The sequence below is a fragment of the Wolbachia endosymbiont of Drosophila mauritiana genome (assembly GCF_004795975.1).
In the GTDB taxonomy this organism is placed as follows: domain Bacteria; phylum Pseudomonadota; class Alphaproteobacteria; order Rickettsiales; family Anaplasmataceae; genus Wolbachia.
In genome coordinates this window covers 1,013,691-1,034,848 of the sequence record NZ_CP034335.1, presented here as the reverse complement: position 1 = coordinate 1,034,848, position 21,158 = coordinate 1,013,691, and the positions used below count along the sequence as shown (strand labels likewise).

The window sequence follows — 21,158 nt, the reverse complement described above, 5'->3', positions numbered from 1 at the left end:
CTTAGAAATATTCAAGGCTTATTCAATTTATAGTATTTACACAATAAAAAAAGCTTATTAATATTCTTTAATTAAAGCTCTAAACTCTGGAAATTAATAATGAGATTAATAGCAAGCTTCTTACTCGCAATTTTTCTGATTACACAGAGTGGCTGTACGGCTCTTGTGAGTGGTATGGTGGTAACAGCAACTGCAGCGGCTACAGCAATAACAATGCAAGATAAATCCTTGGGAAACATTATTGATGATACAACTATAGTAATAAGAATCAATAAGGGACTCTTAAAACACGGACTGTTTTCATCTATAAAAGTTAAAGTGAGTGAAGGAAGAGTATTACTCATTGGAAATGTTGATAATCATGAAAAGCAACTCACAGCAGAGAAAATAGCTTGGCAGCAAAAAGAGATTAAAGAAGTGATAAATGAAATAAGAGTCACACCAATTAAAATGGCTTCTATGCTAGATGTTACTGTAGATGGTATGATAACAGCAGAGATAAGCACGAGGCTTCTGGGAAAAAGAAATATTAAATCAATTAATTATAGCGTTAATACAGTTGATAGAGTCGTTTATTTGATGGGTATAGCTCAAAATAAGGCGGAATTAAAAGCTGTAATAGCAATTGCAAGAAAAGTAAAAGGAGTAAAGCAAGTTGTAAGCTATGTGAGATATAGACATAGCAAATTGCGTCATTGATGAAAATTTACTTGAGTGTTAGTATCATGTAGCTAAGCCATAAAACTCCTTTACAAATTTCGTCAGTTCACTCTTATGGTATGTATAACAATGTTACAAAAAATAATATCATAGAATTCAATAGAATAATTCCTAGAAAATCTCTACATACTAAAAAAAGTAAATGCTATTTAAATAAGCTTAAGAATAAATAGCAAACATCTACATCTTGTGCGATATGGCGTTTTATTCCTGAGATTTTTTTACCAGCGTCATAGCCTTTTTCTTCATCAGTGTCTGCGTTCTTTACACTCTGAGCGTCAATTATGCAAAAGCTGGTTTTTTCTTTCCAAACATTGTTTTGTCGGACCACACTAACTATTTTTTTTAACATGCACTCCAAAATACTTTTTTTTATTTCCTTTTACTTTTTTACTCCATTTTGGAAACTCTTTTGGTAGCATCCTCCACTGATAACCACTTTTTAGGGCGTACAACACTCCGCAAAATATATCATACAAATCAAGTTTTCTTGGTTTTATTTTTTCTACAAGACTCCAGATCTAGTAAAATAATCTCAAACTTCTCTCGACTTATGTCACTTGGGTATACACTCCTCATATATCCTAATTTATACACTCTATTTCTTACCTTATGCCTTTCTTGAGATTATGAGCGGGTTCTTAGAAAGCTAGCGTTCTACTAGTCATGTTCTTTATCTTGCTTTACAACAATGCATCTTTTCATTCCAGCCAAGTCGTATGCGTATTCTTGAAAAGCCAGTCCATATAAGGGTATTATTTTGTCAATATTGCTTTGATCTTCGCCTATTTCCAGTATCGCAAACCCATCTTTTTTAAGGCACTTTTTCAATATTGGAAAAATACTCAGGTAACAGCTCAATCCATCGATACCACCATCAAGAGCAATTCTTGGCTCTTTTTGCACTTCAGCTTGCAGATCTTTTAACTTACTTCTTTTAATATATGGAGGATTGCTTATTATGAGATCAAATAAATCTCTGCATTCTGTCCACGAATTTGGAAATATTTTAGTTCTGCTTAGGAGATTATGTTTCTTTGTGTTCTGGCAGGTAATTTTGTATGCTTCCAGGCTTTTTTCAAAACCAACTCCAATAGCATATTCATACTCACTAAGTACGGAGATCAACAAACAGCCTGTGCCTGTGCCAAAATCTGCAATTTTTATTTTTTGCTTCTTATTTTGGTAATATTTTAACACTGTTGAAATTACTGTCTCACTATCTGGTCTTGGATCTAGAACATGTTGGTTAACTATAAAATTTTTACTCCAGAATTCACGATTACCTATTATTTGCGATATTGGATATCTTTCTGCTCTTTTTTTTGTTAATTTCCAGAATAGAAGCTCTTTGTTTCTTGGTACCTGATTGGTGTGATTCATGATTGTGAATGATCTTTCTACTCCAAGTACGTACTGCATGATGATTTCACAATCCAAATGTGGTGATTCAATTCTATGTGATGATAGTAGCTTTGACCCTTCTTTAATTAAAGCGCTGATTGTTTTCATTGTTCTAAAACGTGTTCCTTGTATGCAAGAACAGCAAAATTGAGTATAGAATTTTGAACTTAAGGTAGCTGCATTAAATCTAAGTGTCAAGAGTAGGATTGTAAAAATCATCTGGCTTTACTGGTAGTTCGGTTGGTATTTTTGCATTAATGTTGAAGTTCTTGGCTCTATTATAAGTTATAAGAATTATTTTCTGCATATTCTTTGATAGCCATCACAGTATATTACTTGTTCCATATCTATATTAATTCGACCACAGCAAGTGATAATTTCTTAATATTAAAACCAATGTGCGCTTTAGCATATAATTATCAGTAGCTTTCAAAGCAATTAGGCTGAGATTATTAGAGTAGTAATGTTTATTTTTATATTGACTATTGAGGTTTATTATTTTATAACTAAGACTTAGTTATTTTCAGAGTTTTAAATTTACAGTATATGCCTACGATAAATCAATTAATATGTAAAGGTAGATCAGGGTTAACTCGCAAGAAGAAGGTGCCAGCTTTGGGAAAATGCAATCCTCAAAGAAGGGGTGTTTGCACTAAGGTATATACTACAACTCCTAGAAAGCCTAATTCAGCACTACGTAAGGTAGCTAGAGTAAAGATTAGTGGATACGGTGAAGTGACGGCTTATATACCTGGCGAAGGTCATAATTTACAAGAGCATTCCGTTGTTTTAATACGTGGTGGGCGAGTTAAGGATTTGCCGGGTGTACGTTATCACATAATAAGAGGTGCTCTTGATCTACGTGGTGTGCAAAATCGAAAGAAAGCTCGTTCAAAATATGGTGTAAAGAAATCTGGTTAAAATTTATGGCACGTCGTAATAAAGCAAAAAAAAGAACAAGTCCTGACTCTCGTTATGGTAGTGTCTTGCTTATGCGTTTTATTAATATAATTATGGAATGTGGTAAAAAATCTATTGCAGAAAAGATTGCTTATAGTGCTTTGTCCTTGGCTGAAAAGAAAATAGGCAAAGATGCCTTATCAATTTTTGAAACAGCAGTAGAAAATGTTACCCCTTCTATAGAAGTACGCTCTCGGCGTATTGGTGGTGCAACTTATCAAGTCCCTGTTGAAATTCGTCAAGATAGAGCAATTTCTTTGGCATTAAGGTGGATTGCTAGAGCAACTTCTGCTGCTCGAAAAAAGAGCGGTAGAACTACTGTTTATTGTTTGCAGTCTGAAATATTAGATGCTTATAATAAATGTGGTGGTGCATTTAAGATGTGTGAAGAAAAGTATAAAATGGCTGAAGCTAATAAGGCATTTTCTCATCTTCGTTTTTAATATTAGCTGATTGATTGTGGTATGGAAGTTTTAATATCTAGGTATAGAAATATAGGAATAATGGCTCATATAGATGCTGGTAAGACCACCACAACAGAGCGTATTTTATTTTATACTGGCAAGCAAAATAGGATTGGTGAAGTGCACGATGGTGCAGCTTCTATGGATTGGATGGAACAAGAGAAGGAGCGTGGCATTACAATTACCTCTGCTGCAACAACATGTTTTTGGAATGATCATAGGATTAATATAATAGATACTCCTGGTCATGTTGATTTCACTATTGAAGTTGAGAGATCTTTGAGGGTTTTGGATGGTGCGGTTGCTGTATTTGATGGAGTTGCTGGAGTTGAGCCTCAGTCTGAGACAGTTTGGCGTCAAGCTGATAAATATAGCGTTCCTCGTATTTGCTTTGTTAATAAGATGGATAGAATAGGGGCAAATTTTTATCGATGTGTCGATATGATAAAAACGAAGCTTGGCGCATCACCTTTAGTTATTCAATTGCCAATAGGAAGTGAGAAAGATTTTAAAGGTATAATCGATCTTATTTCTATGAAAGCCATTATATGGCAAGAAGAAACATTAGGCGCTAAATTTTCTTATGAAGATATTCCTTCTGATTTGCTTGATAAGGCTCAAGAGTATCGAAATCTTTTATTAGATGCTGCAGCTGAAATGGATGATGAGGCGATAAATACTTACTTTGAATCTAACGATCTGCCAATTGATTTATTGAAAAAGTGTGTGAGAAGAGGGGCCATTAAAGGAAAATTTGTCCCTGTATTATGTGGGTCAGCTTTTAAAAACAAAGGCGTGCAATCACTTTTAGATGGTGTGGTTGATTTTTTACCCTCTCCTATTGATGTTAATGTAATTATTGGAACTGATCCTAAAGATTCAGAAAAGAAAATTGAGATTAAACCTTCAGAAAAAGAGAAATTCGTTGCTCTTGCGTTTAAAGTGATGACGGATAAGTTTGTAGGTAGCTTGACGTTTATTCGTATTTATTCCGGTAAGTTAAAATCTAAATCTGCTGTGTTAAATGCGGGAAAGAATGAGACTGAAGGAATTGGTAGAATGTTGCTTATGCATGCAAATAACAGAGAAGATATAAACGAAGCTAAAGTTGGTGATATAGTTGCCTTAGTTGGATTAAAGAAAACAATTACTGGTGATACTTTATGTTCATCTGATTTTCCTATATTATTAGAGCGTATGGAATTTCCTGACCCTGTTATTGAAACTGCTATAGAACCGAAAACCACTTCAGATCAGGAAAAATTAGGTATTGCTTTGAATAGATTGGTTGCAGAAGATCCTTCTTTAAGGATGTCAGTAAATGCGGAGAGTGGGCAGACTATATTGAAAGGTATGGGTGAGCTGCATCTTGAGATTATTATTGATAGAATGAAGCGCGAGTTTAATGTTGAAGCTAACGTTGGTGCGCCTCAAGTTGCATATCGTGAAACTATCACTAAATCTGTTGAAATTGATTACACTCATAAAAAACAATCAGGTGGTGCTGGTCAGTTTGCTAAAGTTAAAATAAGATTCGAACCTCTTGAGCCTGGTTTTGGCTTTCAGTTTGAAAGTAAAATTGTAGGCGGTGCTATTCCAAAAGAGTATATACCTGGAGTGCAAAATGGCTTAGAGTTGATAAAAGAAGGTGGTATAATTTCCGGCTTTCCATTGATTGATTTTAAGGCTACTCTTCTTGATGGTGCTTTTCATGATGTTGATTCTAGTCCTTTGGCTTTTGAACTTGCTGCTAAAGGTGCTTTTAAGGAAATGGCAAATAAAGCTGGTCCAAAAATGCTAGAACCTATAATGAAAGTGGAAATCATTACTCCTGAAGAATATATGGGTGATGTTATGGGTGATATAAATAGTAGAAGAGGCAGTGTTGTTGATATGCTGGATTTAGGTAATAATAGCAAAATAATTACTGCTTCGGTTCCTCTTGCAAATATGTTTGGTTATATAAATGTTTTGCGTTCTATATCTCAGGGAAGAGCTCAGTATAGTATGCATTTTTCTTGTTATGAACAAGTACCACAATATGTGGTTGATGAGTTAAAGTTAAAGTATAATTAAAGGTTAGTAATTATGACAGCGATAGTAGAAGCATTTGGAAAGCCGCATGTAAATGTGGGAACGATAGGACATGTGGATCATGGGAAGACAACGTTAACAGCGGCGATAACAAAGCATTATGGTAATTTTGTAGCATATGATCAAATAGATAAAGCGCCAGAAGAAAGAAAGAGAGGAATAACAATAGCAACAGCGCATGTTGAATATCAAACAGAAAAGAGACACTATGCACACGTTGATTGCCCTGGACATGCTGATTATGTAAAGAATATGATAGTAGGTGCAGCACAGATGGATGCAGCGATATTGGTAGTGTCGGGGGTTGATGGGCCGATGCCACAAACGAGAGAGCATATATTGCTAGCAAAACAGGTGGGTGTTGGATATATCGTGGTATATATAAATAAAGCTGATGTTGCTGATGCTGATATGATAGATTTGGTGGAAATGGAAGTGAGAGAGTTGCTGAGTAAGTATGGATTTCCAGGTGATGAAGTGCCTGTGATAGTTGGGTCTGCGTTAAAAGCATTAGAGGATGATAGTAGTGAGTATGGAAAGAAATCAATAGATAAATTGATGGAGAAGTTAGATGAGTATGTAGCAGTACCTCCAAGGCCTATAGATTTGCCGTTTTTGTTGCCAATAGAAGATGTATTTTCAATATCGGGCCGAGGGACGGTAGTAACAGGAAGAATAGAGAAGGGGGAGGTAAAGACAGGGGATGAGATAGAGATAATAGGTCTGAAAGCGACACAAAAGACGATATGTACTGGTGTTGAGATGTTTAAGAAGTTGCTAGATAAGGGAAGTGCAGGACTCAATGTAGGAATATTACTAAGAGGAACAAAGAGAGAAGAAGTGGAGAGAGGGCAAGTATTGGCAAAACCAGGGACAATAACCCCGCATAAGAAATTTAATGCGGAGGTGTATATATTGAAGAAAGAAGAAGGAGGAAGGCATACACCATTTTTTGGAAATTATCAGCCACAGTTTTATTTAAGAACAACGGATGTAACTGGGAGCATAAAATTGCTAGATGGAAAGGAGATGGTAATGCCAGGGGATAATGTAAGTATAGAAGTGGAGTTGCAAGTACCAATAGCAATGGATAAAGGATTGCGTTTTGCGATAAGAGAAGGTGGTAGAACTGTTGGTTCTGGCGTTGTTTCGGAAATTTTAGAGTAAACTTTGAATTATAGGAGTGTAGCTCAATTGGTAGAGCGCTGGTCTCCAAAACCAGAGGTTGTAGGTTCAATTCCTATCGCTCCTGCATTAATATTATGGTAGAAATGTTAAAAAACCTGTATGTTTTTTTTTGTGATATAAAGCAAGAAATAAGGAGAATTGCTTGGGTAAAAAAACAGCAGGTATTGTCATCTTTGTTTATTGTAATAATTGTTATATTATGCTTTTCGATTTTCTTTTGCTTCGTAGATTTTATGTCTCTTTACGTAATTAAGACTTTATTTGGAATTATTTATGGAATATAAGTATAAGTGGTATATCATTAAAGTCGATTACGGGTATGAGAAGGATATATGCGAGTTGGCAGTCAATACTGTTTACTTTAAGGAGGTATTTATTCCTTATCAGACAGTATGTGATATAAAATCTGATATAAAAGAGTTATGCGAAGTATATATATGTATGCATCTGTGTGATGAAAGCAAAAATATTTTGAATCAAATGACTGGGTTTTGTGGTGATGAGTCTGGTCATTTTGAGATGATTTCAGATGATGAGGTAATTTTAAAACGCAAGGAATTTAATAGATATAAGTGGTACATTTTAAGAGTTGCCTCTAATTATGAAGAGAAAGTGCGCCAATATATATTAGAAAATTCTATGAGATTGAATATTAATAATTATTTTAATAGGGTTTTTATTCCTTGTGAAGAATTAAGTGAGATGGATTTAAAATCTAAAAAAAATGCTAAACGAAGGAAGTCCTTTCCTGGTTATGTCTTTTTATACATGAATTTATGCGATGAGGTATTAAATTTTATTAATAATATACCAAAATCTCTTAAGGTTTATGGATTTTTGAAAAATGGTAATGTTCCAAAGGTGATTGAGGATAATGAGATTCGCTCAATGTGTAGTGCGCTTTACAATGCTCAAGAAACGAAAAAGTTGAGTTATGGTTATGAGAAAGGTGAAAAAGTAAAAATTAATGATGGTCTTTTTCAAAATTTTACTGGTAAGATAGATATGGTAAATGATGAGAAAAAAATTATTAATGTTGAAGTATCAATCTTAGGTAAGCCAACAATAATAGAGCTTGATTTGGCTCAAGTAGAGAAAATAGAGGATTAATTATGAGTAATATAGTTGCTAAGATTAACTTACTTATGGAAGCTGGGAAAGCAGTTCCAGGACCGAAAATTGCTTCAGTACTTGGCCCGCGTGGTATACCTGTTTCTAAATTTTGTGAAGCTTTTAATAAAGCTACTAGCGCTGCTAACGCTAGTTATAAAGTAGGTGATTTAGTAACAGTGAGAATTTCCATAAAGGATGATCGCTCTCATGATTTTACTGTCAGCGGTCCGCCTGTGGCTTATTTGCTTAAGCAGGAAGCTAAATTAAGTAAAGGTTCTGGTAATTCTGGTAAAGAATTAGTGGCTAAATTATCTATGTCTGCTATCATTAAAGTGGCAAAGTGTAAGATGTTTGATATGAAAGTGGATAATGAAGATTCAGCAGTGAAGATGGTTATAGGCACTGCAAAATCTATGGGTATAGAAGTTGTGGAAGGTTAGGTAAATGAGTACATATAATGATAATTCTAAGCAATGTTTGGAGAAGGTTGTTGAGTCTGCTTCAGCAAAATTTAATGAATCAGTTGATATCGCAGTCAATTTAGGTGTAGATTCACGTAAATCTGAAGAGCAGGTGCGTGGTACAGTAGTTTTGCCTAAAGGTATCGGGAAGAATATTAAAGTAGCTGTTTTTGCTCAAGATAAACATTTATTAGAAGCTGAAAAAGCTGGTGCTGATATTACAGGAGGAGAAGATTTAGTTGAAGAGATAAAAAAAGGTAGAAAGTTGAATGTTGATTGGTGCATCACTACTCCTGATTTCATGGCAAAAATCACTCCTATTGCAAAAGTATTGGGTGCTAAAGGGCTGATGCCTAATCCTAAATTTGGTACTGTGACTTCTAACATTGCGGAAGCTACTAAAACCATTAAGTCTGGTCAAATAAAATTCAGGACGGATAAAAATGGGGTTATTCATGGTAAATTAGGAAGTATTAAATTTGATATTGATGATTTGCTGGAAAATTTAAAAGCCTTTCTTAAAGTAATTAGAGACAATAAACCTGCTTCTGTGAAAGGAGTTTACTTTAAAAGCGTTTTTTTAAATTCAACTATGGGTAAAGCTCATAAAATAAACAAAGTAGAAGATATAATTTAAGGGAGAGAAATTGTGAAGCGTAAAGATAAGGATGAATTTATACAAAACATAATGAATGTGTTTGTAAATAATGATTTCTTAATATTGATAAATTTCAAGTCTATGAATGTTAGCAATTCATTAATTCTTAGGAATAGTCTAAAATCTGTAATGGGTGGGATGTTAGTAGTTAAAAATACTCTAGCTTGCTTGGCTTTGGAAAGGACTGGTAAATTTTCTTATTTATCAGGTAAATTTTCTGGTTCTGTTGCTATTATATACTCTAGCGCTATAGTAGAAGCTGCAAAGGTAATAGTTGATTTTATTAATGCTAACAAAGAAAAAATGTCTGTGATTTGTGCGGCTCATATAAATGAATTATTAACAGTGGAAGATGTTAATAAATTGGCTAAGCTTCCCTCTCTGGATGAATTGCGTATTAAAATTATGCGTTTAATATCTTATGATATTCCTGCTCGGTTAGCATTGTCTATTAATTCATCTTCTATGAGGCTTATGAGAGTTTTGGATTACTGTAGTTCTAAAAAATAAATTTGTTGTTAAATAAGGTGGTAAGTATGAATAATGTAACAAGTGATTTGGTTGATAAAATATTATCTTTAAATCTATTAGAGGCTTCTGAACTTGTAAAAGTTCTAGAAGAAAAAATAGGGTTGCCTAGTGGTTCTTTTCTTGGTGGAGCTGTTGGTGCTGGGGTGCCTATTAGTGATAATGCTATTGCTCCTGTTGCTCAAGAAAAAGCTGAATATAAAGTTGTAATCAAAGAGATTGATGCAAGCAAAAAAATAGGAGTGATTAAAGCTATTAGAGAAGTTAATTCTACATTGAATTTAAAAGAAGCGAAAGAGTTAGTTGAGTCTTTACCCAAAGATTTGACTGCTAATGTTTCTAAAGACGAAGCAGAAAAAATAAAGCAAAAACTTATTGAAGCAGGAGCAACTAAAGTTGAGCTTGAATAAAATGTTAGTATATTAATTTTATGTTGATATAGCTCTTTTAATTAGTGAAGGTATTTTAATGGTTGATTCTTCTTATATGTGTGCTTCTAGTGCTTTTGTTCCTAGAGTTTCTTATTCCAGGTCGATTGATTTAAAAGATTCTTTGTTGGATTTGGTTAAAGTCCAAAAGGGGTCATATAATTCCTTTACTCCTAATAATGAGAGTAATGAAAGACTTAAAGCTATCTTTCATACAATTTTTCCAATATCTGATCCTTTGCATAGGGCTACTATCGAATTTTTGAATTGTAGGGTAGATGATCTTAAATATAGTGAATCTGAATGTATAAAACGTGGTATAACTTTTTCTGCTCAGGTTATTGCTTCTATACGTCTTGTTATTATGCAGGATGGTGTTTCTCTTGAAAAATATCAAGAGATTAAAGAAGGTGATGATCATTCTAAGCTTGCAACTGTTATAAAATCTGCTGAAGAGCAGGAGGTTCGCTTTTGTGAATTGCCTATGATGACTGATAAAGGTACTTTCATCATCAATGGCGTAGAGAAAGTTATCGTTTCACAAATGCATAGATCTCCTGGAGTGTTTTTTGATAGTGATAAGGGAAAAACTTATAATTCTGGCAAATTGATCTATTCTGCTAGAGTTATTCCTTATAGAGGTTCTTGGCTTGATATTGAGTTTGATGTTAAAGATCATTTGTATTTTCGTATTGATAGAAAGAGAAAGTTGCCAATATCAGTTTTATTAAAGGCTTTGGGCTTATCAAATAATGACATACTTAATAGACTTTATGAAAAAATAGAGTATATAAAACATAAAAGTGGCTGGAAAGTACCTTTTTTCCCTGATAAATTCAAGGGAGTGAGGCTTCCTTTCGATTTAAAGAATGTTGAAGGCAATGTGTTACTTAAAGCTAATGTTCGTATTACTTCAAAATTAGCTAAAAATCTATATGATAACGGGTTGAAAGAGTATCTAATTCCTTATGATTCTATATGTGGTTTATTTCTTGCAGAAGATTTAATAGATAGTGCTAGTTCTACAAAAATCTTATCTGCTGGTGAATCTATAAAATTAGAGGATATAAAAAAGCTTGAATTATTATCTATAGATAAAATATCAGTGTTGAACATAGATAATGTTTCTGTTGGACCTTACATATTAAACACACTTTTCTTAGATGAAAATATGTCTTATGAGAACGCTCTATATGAAATATATAAAGTTTTGCGTCCTGGTGAAGTTCCTGTTTTAAAGATAGTAGAGGAGTTTTTTCGTAATCTTTTCTTCAGTCTGGAATATTATGATTTGTCTAACATTGGTAGATTAAAACTTAACTCTTGTCTTGGGTTAAATTATGAGGAAAATTTAACTACTTTAACACATGAAGACATTATTGAAATTATAAGAAAAATAGTATTGTTACGTGATGGTCAAGGATCTGTAGATGATATTGATCATTTAGCAAATAGAAGAGTCCGTTCAGTTGGAGAGTTTATAGAAAATCAATTTAGAACTGGATTATTAAAATTGGGACGGGCAGTAGTTGATTCTATGTCTACTTCTAGTTTAGATAAAGTCTCTCCATCTGATTTTATAAACCCAAAAGTGTTAACCAATGTCTTAAGAGATTTTTTCAATTCTTCCCAATTATCTCAATTTATGGATCAGACTAATCCATTATCTGAAATAACACATAAAAGAAGGTTGTCGGCGTTAGGTCCTGGTGGTTTAACAAGAGAGAGGGCGGGATTTGAAGTGCGTGATGTTCATCCAACTCATTACGGAAGAATTTGCCCTATTGAGACTCCTGAGGGGCAGAATATAGGCTTAATTAACAGCTTAGCTATATACGCTCGTATTAATAAATATGGGTTTATTGAAAGTCCTTATAAGAAAGTAGTTAATAAGGTTGTTACTGATCAAATTGAGTATCTGTCTGCTATAGATGAAGGTTTATATTATATAGCCGATACCAGCGCAAAGCTTGATGAAAACAATTGCTTTGTTGATGATATGTTATACTGTAGGTATTCTGGTACCTTTGTAATGGTAAATAGTAATCAAGTAAGTTACATTGATTTATCTCCTAAGCAGGTAATATCGGTTGCTGCTTCTTTAATTCCATTTTTAGAAAATGATGATGCTAATAGAGCGTTAATGGGTTCAAATATGCAGCGTCAAGCTGTACCTTTATTGAAGCCTACTGCTCCTTTGGTTGCTACTGGTATGGAGTCTTTCGTAGCTTCTGGCTCTGGTGCTGTAGTTTTAGCAAAACGTGGTGGCATAGTTGACAGCTCAGATAGTAACTCTATAGTTATACGTGCTTTTGACAAAGAAGGAATTAACTACTTGGATGTAGATATTTATCATCTAAGAAAATTTCAGCGTTCTAACCATAATACTTGTATTAACCAGAAACCACTGGTGCATGTAGGTGATTGTGTTAAGGAAGGTGATGTGATAGCTGATGGTCCTGCTATTAATAGCGGTGAATTGGCACTTGGCCAAAACTTGCTAGTCGCTTTTATGTCTTGGCAAGGTTATAATTTTGAAGACTCAATCATTATTTCTAGTGAAGTTGTTAAAAAAGATCTATTTACTTCTATTCATATAGAAGAATTTGAATGTGTTGTACATGACACTCCTTTAGGGTCGGAAAAAATAACTTGTGCCATACCCGGTGTTAATGAAGAAAATCTTTATCACTTGGATGATAGTGGTATAGTAAAGGTTGGTACAAGAGTTGGTCCAGGTTATATTTTGGTGGGGAAAGTTACACCTAAGCATTCTCTTTCATTGCCTCCTGAGACAAAATTGTTAATGACAATTTTTGGTGAAAAGTCATTCGATTGTGTGGATTCCTCTTTATATACATCTCCAGATATTGAAGGGATAGTGATTGATGTGCAGGTCTTTACACGCAGAGGGGAAGAAGAAAACGAAAGAGCGTTTCTTATTAAGCAAAAAGAGGCAAACGACTTTGAGAAAGAACGAGACCATATAATCAATGTTATTAATCAATATTTCTATGATGAATTAAGAAAAATTCTTATTAATTCTGGCTCTCAAGATCGAGAAAGTATTAATTTTATTGAACGTGAGGGATGGTGGGATATAGGATTGAAAAACCAATCTATTTCTAAGCAAGTTGAGAACTTAAAAAAAGATTTTGATGAAAAAGTATCACATGCAATAACAAACTTTAAGCGAAAAGTAGAAAAATTGCATGAAGGCTATGATCTGCCTCAAGGTGTGTCGATGTCAGTAAAAGTTTTTATTGCTGTAAAACATAGTTTACAGCCAGGGGATAAAATGGCTGGTAGACATGGAAATAAAGGTGTGATTTCTCGAGTTGTTCCAGTAGAAGATATGCCTTATTTAGAAGATGGTACTCCTATTGATATTATTCTTAACCCTCTTGGCGTTCCTTCACGAATGAATGTAGGGCAAATATTGGAAACGCATGTAGGTTGGGCTTGTAAAAAATTAGGAGAAAAAGTAGGCAATATTCTTGATGAGATCAATAAAATCAAACGTGCTTTTTGTGAGGCAATTAGATCTCTCAGTGATGATGATTTTGTAAAATTTGCAGCATTATATCTTGATAATAAAAAATTTGAGGATATTAATGATGATGAAATAACGGCTTCTATTTTAGACACGCCTAATAAGGATGAATTAAATAATGAATTGACTACATTAGTAGAGAATTATTTTAACTCTTGTAAAGATGCACACAGTAGTTTACGTCACTTCCTGATTGAGGTTTATAGTTGTGGCAGTAATTTATCTATTTGTAATAACATTCGCGATATTAATGATAATCACCTCATTGAATTTGCGTATAAGTTGCGTAATGGCATTCCTGTTACTGCACCTGTATTTGAAGGTCCAAAAGATGAACAAATAGTAAAGCTATTTGAACTTGCTGGATTGGATAACTCTGGGCAAGTTGTATTATATGATGGTTGCTCGGGTGAGAAGTTTGATCGCAAAGTTACAGTTGGTTACATGTACATGCTTAAGTTGCATCACTTAGTAGATGGTAAAATTCATGCGCGTTCAGTAGGACCTTATAGCTTAGTTACTCAACAACCTCTTGGAGGAAAGTCTCATTTTGGTGGTCAGCGTTTTGGTGAAATGGAATGTTGGGCATTGCAAGCCTACGGTGCTGCTTACACTTTGCAGGAAATGTTAACTGTGAAGTCTGATGACATTAATGGCAGGGTTAAGATTTATGAATCGGTAATAAAAGGTGACAGTAACTTTGAATGTGGAATTCCTGAATCCTTTAATGTCATGATAAAAGAGTTGCGTTCCTTGTGTTTTAATGTGGATTTGAAGCAAAATGACATAGTAATTGAAGATATATCTCATACTAATATCGCACAATCTTTTAATGAGGTTAGCATTTCCATTGCTAGCCCTGAAAGTATTAAACGTATGTCTTATGGAGAGATAACGGATGTTTCAACTGCAAACTACCGTACATTCAAAGTTGAGAAAGGTGGATTATTTTGTCCTAAAGTTTTTGGTCCTGTCAATGATGATGAATGTTTATGTGGAAAGTACAAAAAAAGAAGACATAGGGGCCGTATATGCGAAAAATGTGGAGTAGAAGTTACATCTTCTAAAGTAAGAAGAGAAAAAATGGGTCATATAGAGCTTGCATCTCCTGTTGCTCATATATGGTTTTTGAAGTCACTTCCTTCAAGGATTGGAGCATTATTAGATATGTCTCTTAGAGATATCGAAAGTATTTTATATAGTGATAATTATGTTGTAATAGATCCTCTTGTTTCCTCTTTTGAAAAAGGTGAAATTATTAGTGAGAAAGCTTATAATGAAGCTAAAGATAGCTATGGGGTCGATAGCTTTATAGCTATGCAAGGTGTTGAAGCTATAAGAGAATTGCTAACACGCCTTGATTTACATGAAATTAGGAAGAATTTAAGACAGGAGTTAGAGTCTGTTGCTTCTGAAATAAGAAGAAAGAAAATTATAAAGAGATTACGTATTGTTGAAAATTTTATCAAGTCTGGAAACAGACCTGAGTGGATGATACTTACAGCTATACCTATTTTACCACCTGACTTGCGTCCCTTGGTATCGCTTGAAAGTGGTCGACCTGCAGTTTCTGATTTAAATCATCATTATAGAACTATTATTAATAGAAATAATAGATTGAGAAAATTGTTAAGTTTAAATCCTCCTGAGATTATGATTCGTAATGAGAAAAGAATGTTACAAGAGGCAGTTGATTCTCTTTTTGATAATAGTCGTCGTAATACTCTAGTAAATAAAGCTGGCGCTACTGGATATAAAAAGTCTATTAGCGATATGCTGAAAGGAAAGCAAGGTCGTTTCCGTCAGAATCTTTTAGGAAAAAGGGTAGATTACTCTGGACGTTCTGTAATAGTTGTTGGTCCAACTTTGAAACTAAATCAGTGTGGATTACCGAAAAGAATGGCTCTTGAGTTATTCAAACCTTTTGTTTACTCAAGGCTTAAAATATATGGAATGGCTCCAACTATTAAATTTGCTAGTAAGTTAATAAGAGCAGAAAAGCCAGAAGTTTGGGATATGCTTGAAGAAGTAATAAAAGAGCATCCTGTTTTGCTAAATAGAGCGCCTACGCTACATAGGCTTGGTATTCAGGCTTTTGAGCCAGTCCTTATTGAAGGTAAAGCAATACAACTTCATCCACTTGTTTGTACAGCATTTAACGCTGACTTTGATGGTGATCAAATGGCGGTACATGTGCCAATTTCATTGGAAGCTCAACTTGAAGCTAGAGTGTTGATGATGTCAATTAATAACGTTTTAAGTCCTTCTAATGGAAGACCGATCATAGTTCCTAGTAAAGATATAGTGCTTGGTATATACTACCTAACTTTACAGCAACTTAAGGAGGATGATTTACCACTTTTCTGTGCTTTTTGTGAAGTTGAGCATTCCTTAAACAACGGTACTTTACATATTCATTCTCGTATAAAGTACAAAATGGAATACATCAATAGCGATGGAAACATTCAGTATAAAATTATTTTTACAACTCCTGGACGTTTAATATTATGGCAGATTTTTCCTAAACATGAGAATCTAAGCTTCGATTTAATAAATCAGGTATTAACAGTTAAGGAAATAACTAGCATTGTTGATTTAGTATATCGTAGCTGCGGTCAAAGTGCTACAGTGGTATTTTCTGATAAATTGATGACACTTGGCTTTGAGTATGCTACATTTTCTGGTACTTCTTTTAGTCGTTGCGATATGGTCATACCTGAAACTAAAGCTACACACGTTGATTATACAAGGGGTGAAATTAAGAAATTTTCTGCACAGTATCAAGACGGACTAATCACTAAAAGTGAGAGGTATAATAAAGTTATAGATGAGTGGTCTAAGTGCACAGATATAATAGCGAATGATATGTTAAAAGCGATATCTGTGTATGATGAAAATAGTAAGTACAATTCAATATATATGATGGTTAGCTCCGGTGCAAGAGGTTCTACTTCCCAGATGAAGCAGTTAGCAGGAATGCGAGGGTTAATGACCAAACCTTCTGGTGAAATTATAGAAACACCTATAATTTCTAATTTTCGCGAAGGATTAAATGTATTTGAATACTTTAATTCTACTCACGGTGCGCGTAAAGGTTTAGCTGATACTGCACTTAAAACTGCAAATTCTGGATACTTAACTCGTCGCTTGGTTGATGTATCTCAAAATTGCATAGTTACAAAACATGACTGTAAAACGAAAAATGGCCTTATTGTAAGAGCTATAGTTGAAGGTAGTACTATAGTTGCATCTCTAGAGAGTGTTGTACTGGGTAGAACAGCTGCAAATGATATGTATAACCCAGTAACCAAAGAGTTATTATTAAAAGCAGGGGAATTAATTGATGAAGATAAAGTAAAGCAAATCAACATTGCAGGTCTTGATGCTATAAAAATTAGATCGCCTTTAACTTGTGAAATAAGTCCTGGTGTGTGTTCTTTGTGTTATGGAAGAGACCTTGCAACTGGTAAAATTGTTTCAATAGGTGAAGCAGTTGGTGTTATCGCTGCTCAATCTGTTGGAGAGCCAGGTACTCAGTTAACGATGCGTACTTTCCATATAGGTGGGGTAATGACTAGAGGTGTTGAATCCTCGAATATTATAGCTTCTATTAATGCTAGAATAAAATTAAACAATAGTAATATAATTATAGATAAAAACGGAAATAAAATTGTGATAAGCCGTTCCTGTGAAATCGTCTTAATTGATAGCCTTGGTAGTGAAAAATTGAAGCACAGTGTGCCTTATGGTGCTAAACTTTATGTAAATGAGGGTGAGTTAGTAAAAATTGGTGATAAAGTTGCGGAATGGGATCCGTATACACTACCTATTATTACGGAAAAGAGTGGTACAATATCTTACCAGGATTTAAAAGATGGAATTTCAATCACTGAAGTGATGGATGAATCTACAGGAATATCAAATAGAGTAGTAAAAGATTGGAAATTGCACTCTGGTGTAGCGAATTTACGTCCTCGTATTGCACTGCTTGATGATAATGAAAAAGTAATAACACTTTCAAGTGGTGTGGAAGCATGTTACTTTATACCAGTTGGTGCAGTGCTTAATGTACAGGATGGCCAAAAGGTTCATGCAGGTGATGTTATCACAAGAACGCCGAGAGAGTCAGTTAGAACTCGTGATATTACTGGTGGCTTGCCTAAGGTTATAGAATTATTTGAAGCACGTCGTCCTAAAGAGCATTCTATCGTTAGTGAAATAGATGGCTATGTAATGTTCTCTGAAAAAGACCGTAGAGGAAAACGCAGTATAGTAATTAAATCTGTAGATGAGCAAGCTTCTCCAGTTGAGTATTTAGTATCAAGAAGTAAGCATGTAATAGTCAATGAAGGTGATTTTGTGCGTAAAGGTGATTTATTGATGGATGGCGATCCTGATCTTCATGATATTCTACGTGTGCTTGGGTTAGAAGCGTTAGCACACTATATGATTTCTGAAATACAGCAAGTTTATAGATTGCAAGGTGTGCGCATAGATAACAAGCATTTAGAAGTGATCTTAAAGCAAATGCTACAAAAAGTAGAAATTACCGATCCTGGTGATACTATGTACTTAATTGGAGAAAATATCGACAGGCTGGAAATTGATAGAGAAAATGATGCTATGAATAACTCTGGAAAACGACCTGCTCATTATCTTCCTATTCTGCAGGGCATTACTAGAGCAAGCCTTGAAACTAATTCCTTTATTTCTGCTGCTTCTTTCCAAGAAACAACAAAAGTACTTACGGAAGCAGCATTTTGCGGAAAGAGTGATCCTTTGAGTGGGTTAAAAGAAAATGTTATAGTAGGAAGATTAATTCCTGCTGGTACGGGTCTGGTTATGAATAAGGTGAAAGCACTTTCGCTTTGTGAAAATATAGATAAATATGAAAAATATTTTGATATTGAGACTTATGACGAAAAATTGCTGAGTGATAATAGTTATCAATTACATTCTGATGAAGAAGAGAGTGTGGTGGCATTGCACTATGATCAGTCAAATTGAATATAGCTAATGAGGTAGTATGTTTAATCTGTTTTTAACTAAAAAAATCGATTATATTTTCTTTCACCTCTGTGCTGTCTATTATGTTATTTACTCTTACACGAAATTCAGATGAGTTTTGAAGCCCGCTACTGTACCATCCTATATGTTTGCGGGCCATCTTTATTCCTGTATCGCTTCCATAGTACTCAAGAATACTGTCATAATGCTTGAGTATTATGCTTAATCTCTCTAAGGCTGTTGGCTCAGAAACTTTATTTCCACTCAAAAAGTTTATTGCTTGATTAATCAGCCAAGGTTTGCCGTAAGCACCACGACCTATCATTACTCCATCTGCCCCAGATTCTTTAAGTGCACTTTGAACATCATTCAAACTCTTAATATCTCCATTTACTATAACTGGAATTTTTACCTGCTCTTTAACATTTCTAACGAATTTCCAATCTGCTTGACCATTATAAAGCTGTGCCCTTGTCCTTCCATGTACAGTAATCATCTTTGCTCCCAAATCTTCTGCAATTTTTGCCAAGCGCGGAGCATTACGATTTTCGTCATTCCATCCAGTACGCATTTTTACTGTAACTGGCACACTCACTGCCTTGACTACAGCTTCTATTATCTCAGCAGCCTTTTTTTCATCACGCATAAGTGCTGACCCTGCGTAACCGTTTACAACTTTTTTAACTGGACAACCAAAATTTATATCTATGATTTTCGCACCCATGTCCTCATTTAGCTTTGCAGCTTCCGCCATAATATCAGGCTCACAACCAGCAAGTTGTACAGCGGTTAGTTCATCAACTTTTGCTTTTTGCATACTCTGTAGAGTTTGCATGATCATAGCCCTGCTTGCAATCATTTCTGAGACTAACAAACCTGCACCAAGTTTTTTTACAATACTCCTAAATGGATAATCAGTCACTCCAGACATTGGTGCTAAAATAACCGGAGAATCAATAGCCAAATTTCCTATTTGAAGGGACATAGATCTTATTGATTAATTACTGAGGCCCAAATATTTTGCACATGTTGTAACAACATTTTGAATAATCGAACTTGTGGTAGATTCTGCCTCCTCTTTCTTACTATCTTCAGGAATGAGCTGCTGTATAGTATCATGTAAAATTCCACCTTCAGCAATGGATTCTTTCCACTCTTCATCCTCCATAAGTGCTTTTGCGAACTCTCTTCTCTTCTCGTGCAATTGTCCTGGCCTAGGCTTGTGCTTTGATAATTCTCTGTCAATTTCATCAAATGATTTATCTTCGTTGAGCATTTCCGTAATCCTATGAGCATTTTCTAAAGCAAATACTCCACAATTACAGCCATCTTTTTGCTGATCAACCGCAGGACTCTTTATGCTATCATTCCCTATCTCTAAGGTTTCCTGTAATATGCCCACTATATAACTAGTATCAATTGGCTTACTAACTAACTTATTTCTATCTTCTCTTGCATGACCTAATGTTTTTTCAACATCATCTTTTTTCTCTTTAAGACTAGCATTATCTGGATTATTTTCTCTTTCCCGTATTAAACTTCCCACCTCATTACTTAAGGGTAATAGACACTTCTCAGCAATCTCATTAGCAAGACTTATATCGTCTTTTACCTTTCCTTCAACCTCATTTGGTAATTTATTACCAAATGAGTCACAATAATAAGCTCTAAATTGTCTGTTACCATTACATGTGACTATCAGTGTTACCCAGTGATTTCCTCCTAAATTAATAATCGAGGCAAAGATTTTTTTTGTGTTCCCTTGTTCTATTTTATACTCTTTCAGTTTTGAGTTTAAAGTACTCACATCACCAGGAATACAAAAAAGTACATTGCCACTTGAATTTTCTGAATAGTTATATACAGCTCTTGCAATATGAGAAATGTCATGTTCTTGTAGCCAGTAATAGTAATTTTCTCTATTTGTCTGATGCATAAGAGTTTGTAAATCTTCATGAAACTCTTTGCCACCCAAACCACTATCTCCTGAAGCATTAGAATTTCTACGACTATTGTTACTTGAGGCAGGTTCACTTCCTGGTACAATACCACTATCCCCATCTGGGGTTTTTGGATTTCCTTGATTATTTACAGCTTGCTCTTGCTTTGGTGATTTTAATAGCTCATCAATTTTAGCATCGCTTTCTTTTCCCTCTGAAACTCCTTTTCCATCAACATAATCTTTTACCAAGTAAAATAAAGGTTCAATAATCATCTTGTATGTTGCTGTAAGCACTATTCCCATTAAAATCCAAACTATAGGGTTGGAGATGAGCATAGCAAACGGTAAGGTTAAGAGGAAAGATCCCATTATCAATCCCAAACAGCCAATGGTAAATGTAGTTGCCAAATATATACAAAAAGCGTAGACAGCAAATCTTCCACTAGCCTTAAGTTTAGTGAAGTGAGTACTCTCTTTAAATGTATTGTGCTTTTTTTTGACGCTCAACATGTTATATTTTATGAATACTACGTTAACTAATTCTAGCAAATTATGAAGGTAAAATCAATATTAGCATTTATATGTAAAAATATTGAGCATTCAAAGCTTTTGAAGTAGAGTAATGATGTTAGTAATAG

15 protein-coding genes, 1 tRNA gene and 1 pseudogene are annotated in these 21,158 nt (G+C 34.5%); 13 read left to right on the top strand and 4 right to left on the bottom strand.

Annotated features, from left to right (window positions below):
• Window positions 1–99 precede the first annotated feature (99 nt).
• On the top strand, window positions 100–699 hold the full coding sequence (locus EJB00_RS04965; RefSeq protein ID WP_135353024.1) for a BON domain-containing protein: 600 nt from the start codon (window positions 100–102) through the stop codon (window positions 697–699).
• Between the two features lie 205 nt (window positions 700–904).
• Here the strand turns inward: EJB00_RS04965 and EJB00_RS06470 are convergent.
• Together EJB00_RS06470 and prmC are read right to left on the bottom strand one after the other, a co-directional pair.
• Window positions 905–1,299, bottom strand: a pseudogene (locus EJB00_RS06470) (transposase); the annotation flags it as partial.
• 81 nt (window positions 1,300–1,380) lie between these two features.
• Window positions 1,381–2,232, bottom strand: coding sequence for a peptide chain release factor N(5)-glutamine methyltransferase (gene prmC / locus EJB00_RS04950; RefSeq protein ID WP_015587870.1), 852 nt, complete (start codon window positions 2,230–2,232; stop codon window positions 1,381–1,383).
• Window positions 2,233–2,670: 438 nt separating this feature from the next.
• On the opposite strand from prmC, the gene rpsL reads away from it, so the two are divergent.
• The 12 genes from rpsL (at window position 2,671) to EJB00_RS04890 (ending at window position 18,578) form a co-directional block, all read left to right on the top strand.
• Complete coding sequence (gene rpsL / locus EJB00_RS04945) at window positions 2,671–3,045, top strand: 30S ribosomal protein S12 (RefSeq protein WP_010406837.1); 375 nt, start codon at window positions 2,671–2,673, stop codon at window positions 3,043–3,045.
• A 5-nt stretch (window positions 3,046–3,050) separates the two neighbouring features.
• Window positions 3,051–3,527 carry a 30S ribosomal protein S7 gene (gene rpsG / locus EJB00_RS04940; protein WP_135353025.1) on the top strand — a complete coding sequence of 159 codons (477 nt, stop codon included), beginning with the start codon at window positions 3,051–3,053 and terminating at the stop codon, window positions 3,525–3,527.
• Window positions 3,528–3,548: 21 nt separating this feature from the next.
• Entirely contained in the window at window positions 3,549–5,624 is a 2,076-nt protein-coding gene (fusA, locus tag EJB00_RS04935; protein ID WP_135353026.1) for an elongation factor G, read from the top strand.
• 12 nt (window positions 5,625–5,636) lie between these two features.
• Complete coding sequence (gene tuf, locus EJB00_RS04930) at window positions 5,637–6,809, top strand: elongation factor Tu (RefSeq protein WP_015587867.1); 1,173 nt, start codon at window positions 5,637–5,639, stop codon at window positions 6,807–6,809.
• Window positions 6,810–6,821: 12 nt separating this feature from the next.
• Window positions 6,822–6,894 (top strand) — tRNA-Trp (locus EJB00_RS04925).
• A 10-nt stretch (window positions 6,895–6,904) separates the two neighbouring features.
• Window positions 6,905–7,114 carry a preprotein translocase subunit SecE gene (gene secE / locus EJB00_RS04920; RefSeq protein ID WP_015587866.1) on the top strand — a complete coding sequence of 70 codons (210 nt, stop codon included), beginning with the start codon at window positions 6,905–6,907 and terminating at the stop codon, window positions 7,112–7,114.
• Window positions 7,104–7,940 carry a transcription termination/antitermination protein NusG gene (nusG, locus tag EJB00_RS04915; protein ID WP_015587865.1) on the top strand — a complete coding sequence of 279 codons (837 nt, stop codon included), beginning with the start codon at window positions 7,104–7,106 and terminating at the stop codon, window positions 7,938–7,940. The genes secE and nusG overlap by 11 nt, the downstream gene beginning before the upstream one ends.
• Before the next feature lie 2 nt (window positions 7,941–7,942).
• Window positions 7,943–8,383, top strand: a complete 441-nt coding sequence (locus EJB00_RS04910; protein WP_135352703.1) for a 50S ribosomal protein L11 — start codon at window positions 7,943–7,945, stop codon at window positions 8,381–8,383.
• 4 nt (window positions 8,384–8,387) lie between these two features.
• Window positions 8,388–9,041: a 50S ribosomal protein L1 gene (gene rplA / locus EJB00_RS04905; RefSeq protein WP_015587863.1), complete on the top strand. Its 654-nt coding sequence runs from the start codon at window positions 8,388–8,390 to the stop codon at window positions 9,039–9,041.
• 12 nt (window positions 9,042–9,053) lie between these two features.
• Window positions 9,054–9,572, top strand: coding sequence for a 50S ribosomal protein L10 (gene rplJ / locus EJB00_RS04900; protein WP_135352702.1), 519 nt, complete (start codon window positions 9,054–9,056; stop codon window positions 9,570–9,572).
• Window positions 9,573–9,598: 26 nt separating this feature from the next.
• A complete protein-coding gene (rplL, locus tag EJB00_RS04895; protein ID WP_015587861.1) occupies window positions 9,599–10,000 on the top strand; it encodes a 50S ribosomal protein L7/L12 in 402 nt (133 codons plus the stop codon).
• A 58-nt stretch (window positions 10,001–10,058) separates the two neighbouring features.
• Entirely contained in the window at window positions 10,059–18,578 is an 8,520-nt protein-coding gene (locus EJB00_RS04890) for a DNA-directed RNA polymerase subunit beta/beta' (protein WP_135352701.1), read from the top strand.
• 34 nt (window positions 18,579–18,612) lie between these two features.
• Here EJB00_RS04890 and dusB read toward each other — a convergent pair whose 3' ends face one another.
• The gene (gene dusB / locus EJB00_RS04885) at window positions 18,613–19,563 is read right to left on the bottom strand and encodes a tRNA dihydrouridine synthase DusB (protein ID WP_015587859.1); all 951 of its coding nucleotides are present in this window, start codon (window positions 19,561–19,563) and stop codon (window positions 18,613–18,615) included.
• 12 nt (window positions 19,564–19,575) lie between these two features.
• Window positions 19,576–21,030, bottom strand: a complete 1,455-nt coding sequence (locus EJB00_RS04880; protein ID WP_191985147.1) for a hypothetical protein — start codon at window positions 21,028–21,030, stop codon at window positions 19,576–19,578.
• Between the last annotated feature and the right edge of the window lie 128 nt (window positions 21,031–21,158).

Bases quoted from the DNA above. Each gene is read 5' to 3' on its own strand.
- fusA (WP_135353026.1), top strand. From the start codon at position 3,549: ATGGAAGTTTTAATATCTAGGTATAGAAATATAGGAATAATGGCTCAT.
- rplA (WP_015587863.1), top strand. From the start codon at position 8,388: ATGAGTACATATAATGATAATTCTAAGCAATGTTTGGAGAAGGTTGTT.
- secE (WP_015587866.1), top strand. From the start codon at position 6,905: ATGGTAGAAATGTTAAAAAACCTGTATGTTTTTTTTTGTGATATAAAG.
- EJB00_RS04890 (WP_135352701.1), top strand. From the start codon at position 10,059: ATGGTTGATTCTTCTTATATGTGTGCTTCTAGTGCTTTTGTTCCTAGA.
- rpsL (WP_010406837.1), top strand. From the start codon at position 2,671: ATGCCTACGATAAATCAATTAATATGTAAAGGTAGATCAGGGTTAACT.
- EJB00_RS04965 (WP_135353024.1), top strand. From the start codon at position 100: ATGAGATTAATAGCAAGCTTCTTACTCGCAATTTTTCTGATTACACAG.
- EJB00_RS04880 (WP_191985147.1), bottom strand. From the start codon at position 21,030: ATGTTGAGCGTCAAAAAAAAGCACAATACATTTAAAGAGAGTACTCAC.
- rpsG (WP_135353025.1), top strand. From the start codon at position 3,051: ATGGCACGTCGTAATAAAGCAAAAAAAAGAACAAGTCCTGACTCTCGT.
- dusB (WP_015587859.1), bottom strand. From the start codon at position 19,563: ATGTCCCTTCAAATAGGAAATTTGGCTATTGATTCTCCGGTTATTTTA.
- prmC (WP_015587870.1), bottom strand. From the start codon at position 2,232: ATGAAAACAATCAGCGCTTTAATTAAAGAAGGGTCAAAGCTACTATCA.
- EJB00_RS04910 (WP_135352703.1), top strand. From the start codon at position 7,943: ATGAGTAATATAGTTGCTAAGATTAACTTACTTATGGAAGCTGGGAAA.
- rplL (WP_015587861.1), top strand. From the start codon at position 9,599: ATGAATAATGTAACAAGTGATTTGGTTGATAAAATATTATCTTTAAAT.
- nusG (WP_015587865.1), top strand. From the start codon at position 7,104: ATGGAATATAAGTATAAGTGGTATATCATTAAAGTCGATTACGGGTAT.
- tuf (WP_015587867.1), top strand. From the start codon at position 5,637: ATGACAGCGATAGTAGAAGCATTTGGAAAGCCGCATGTAAATGTGGGA.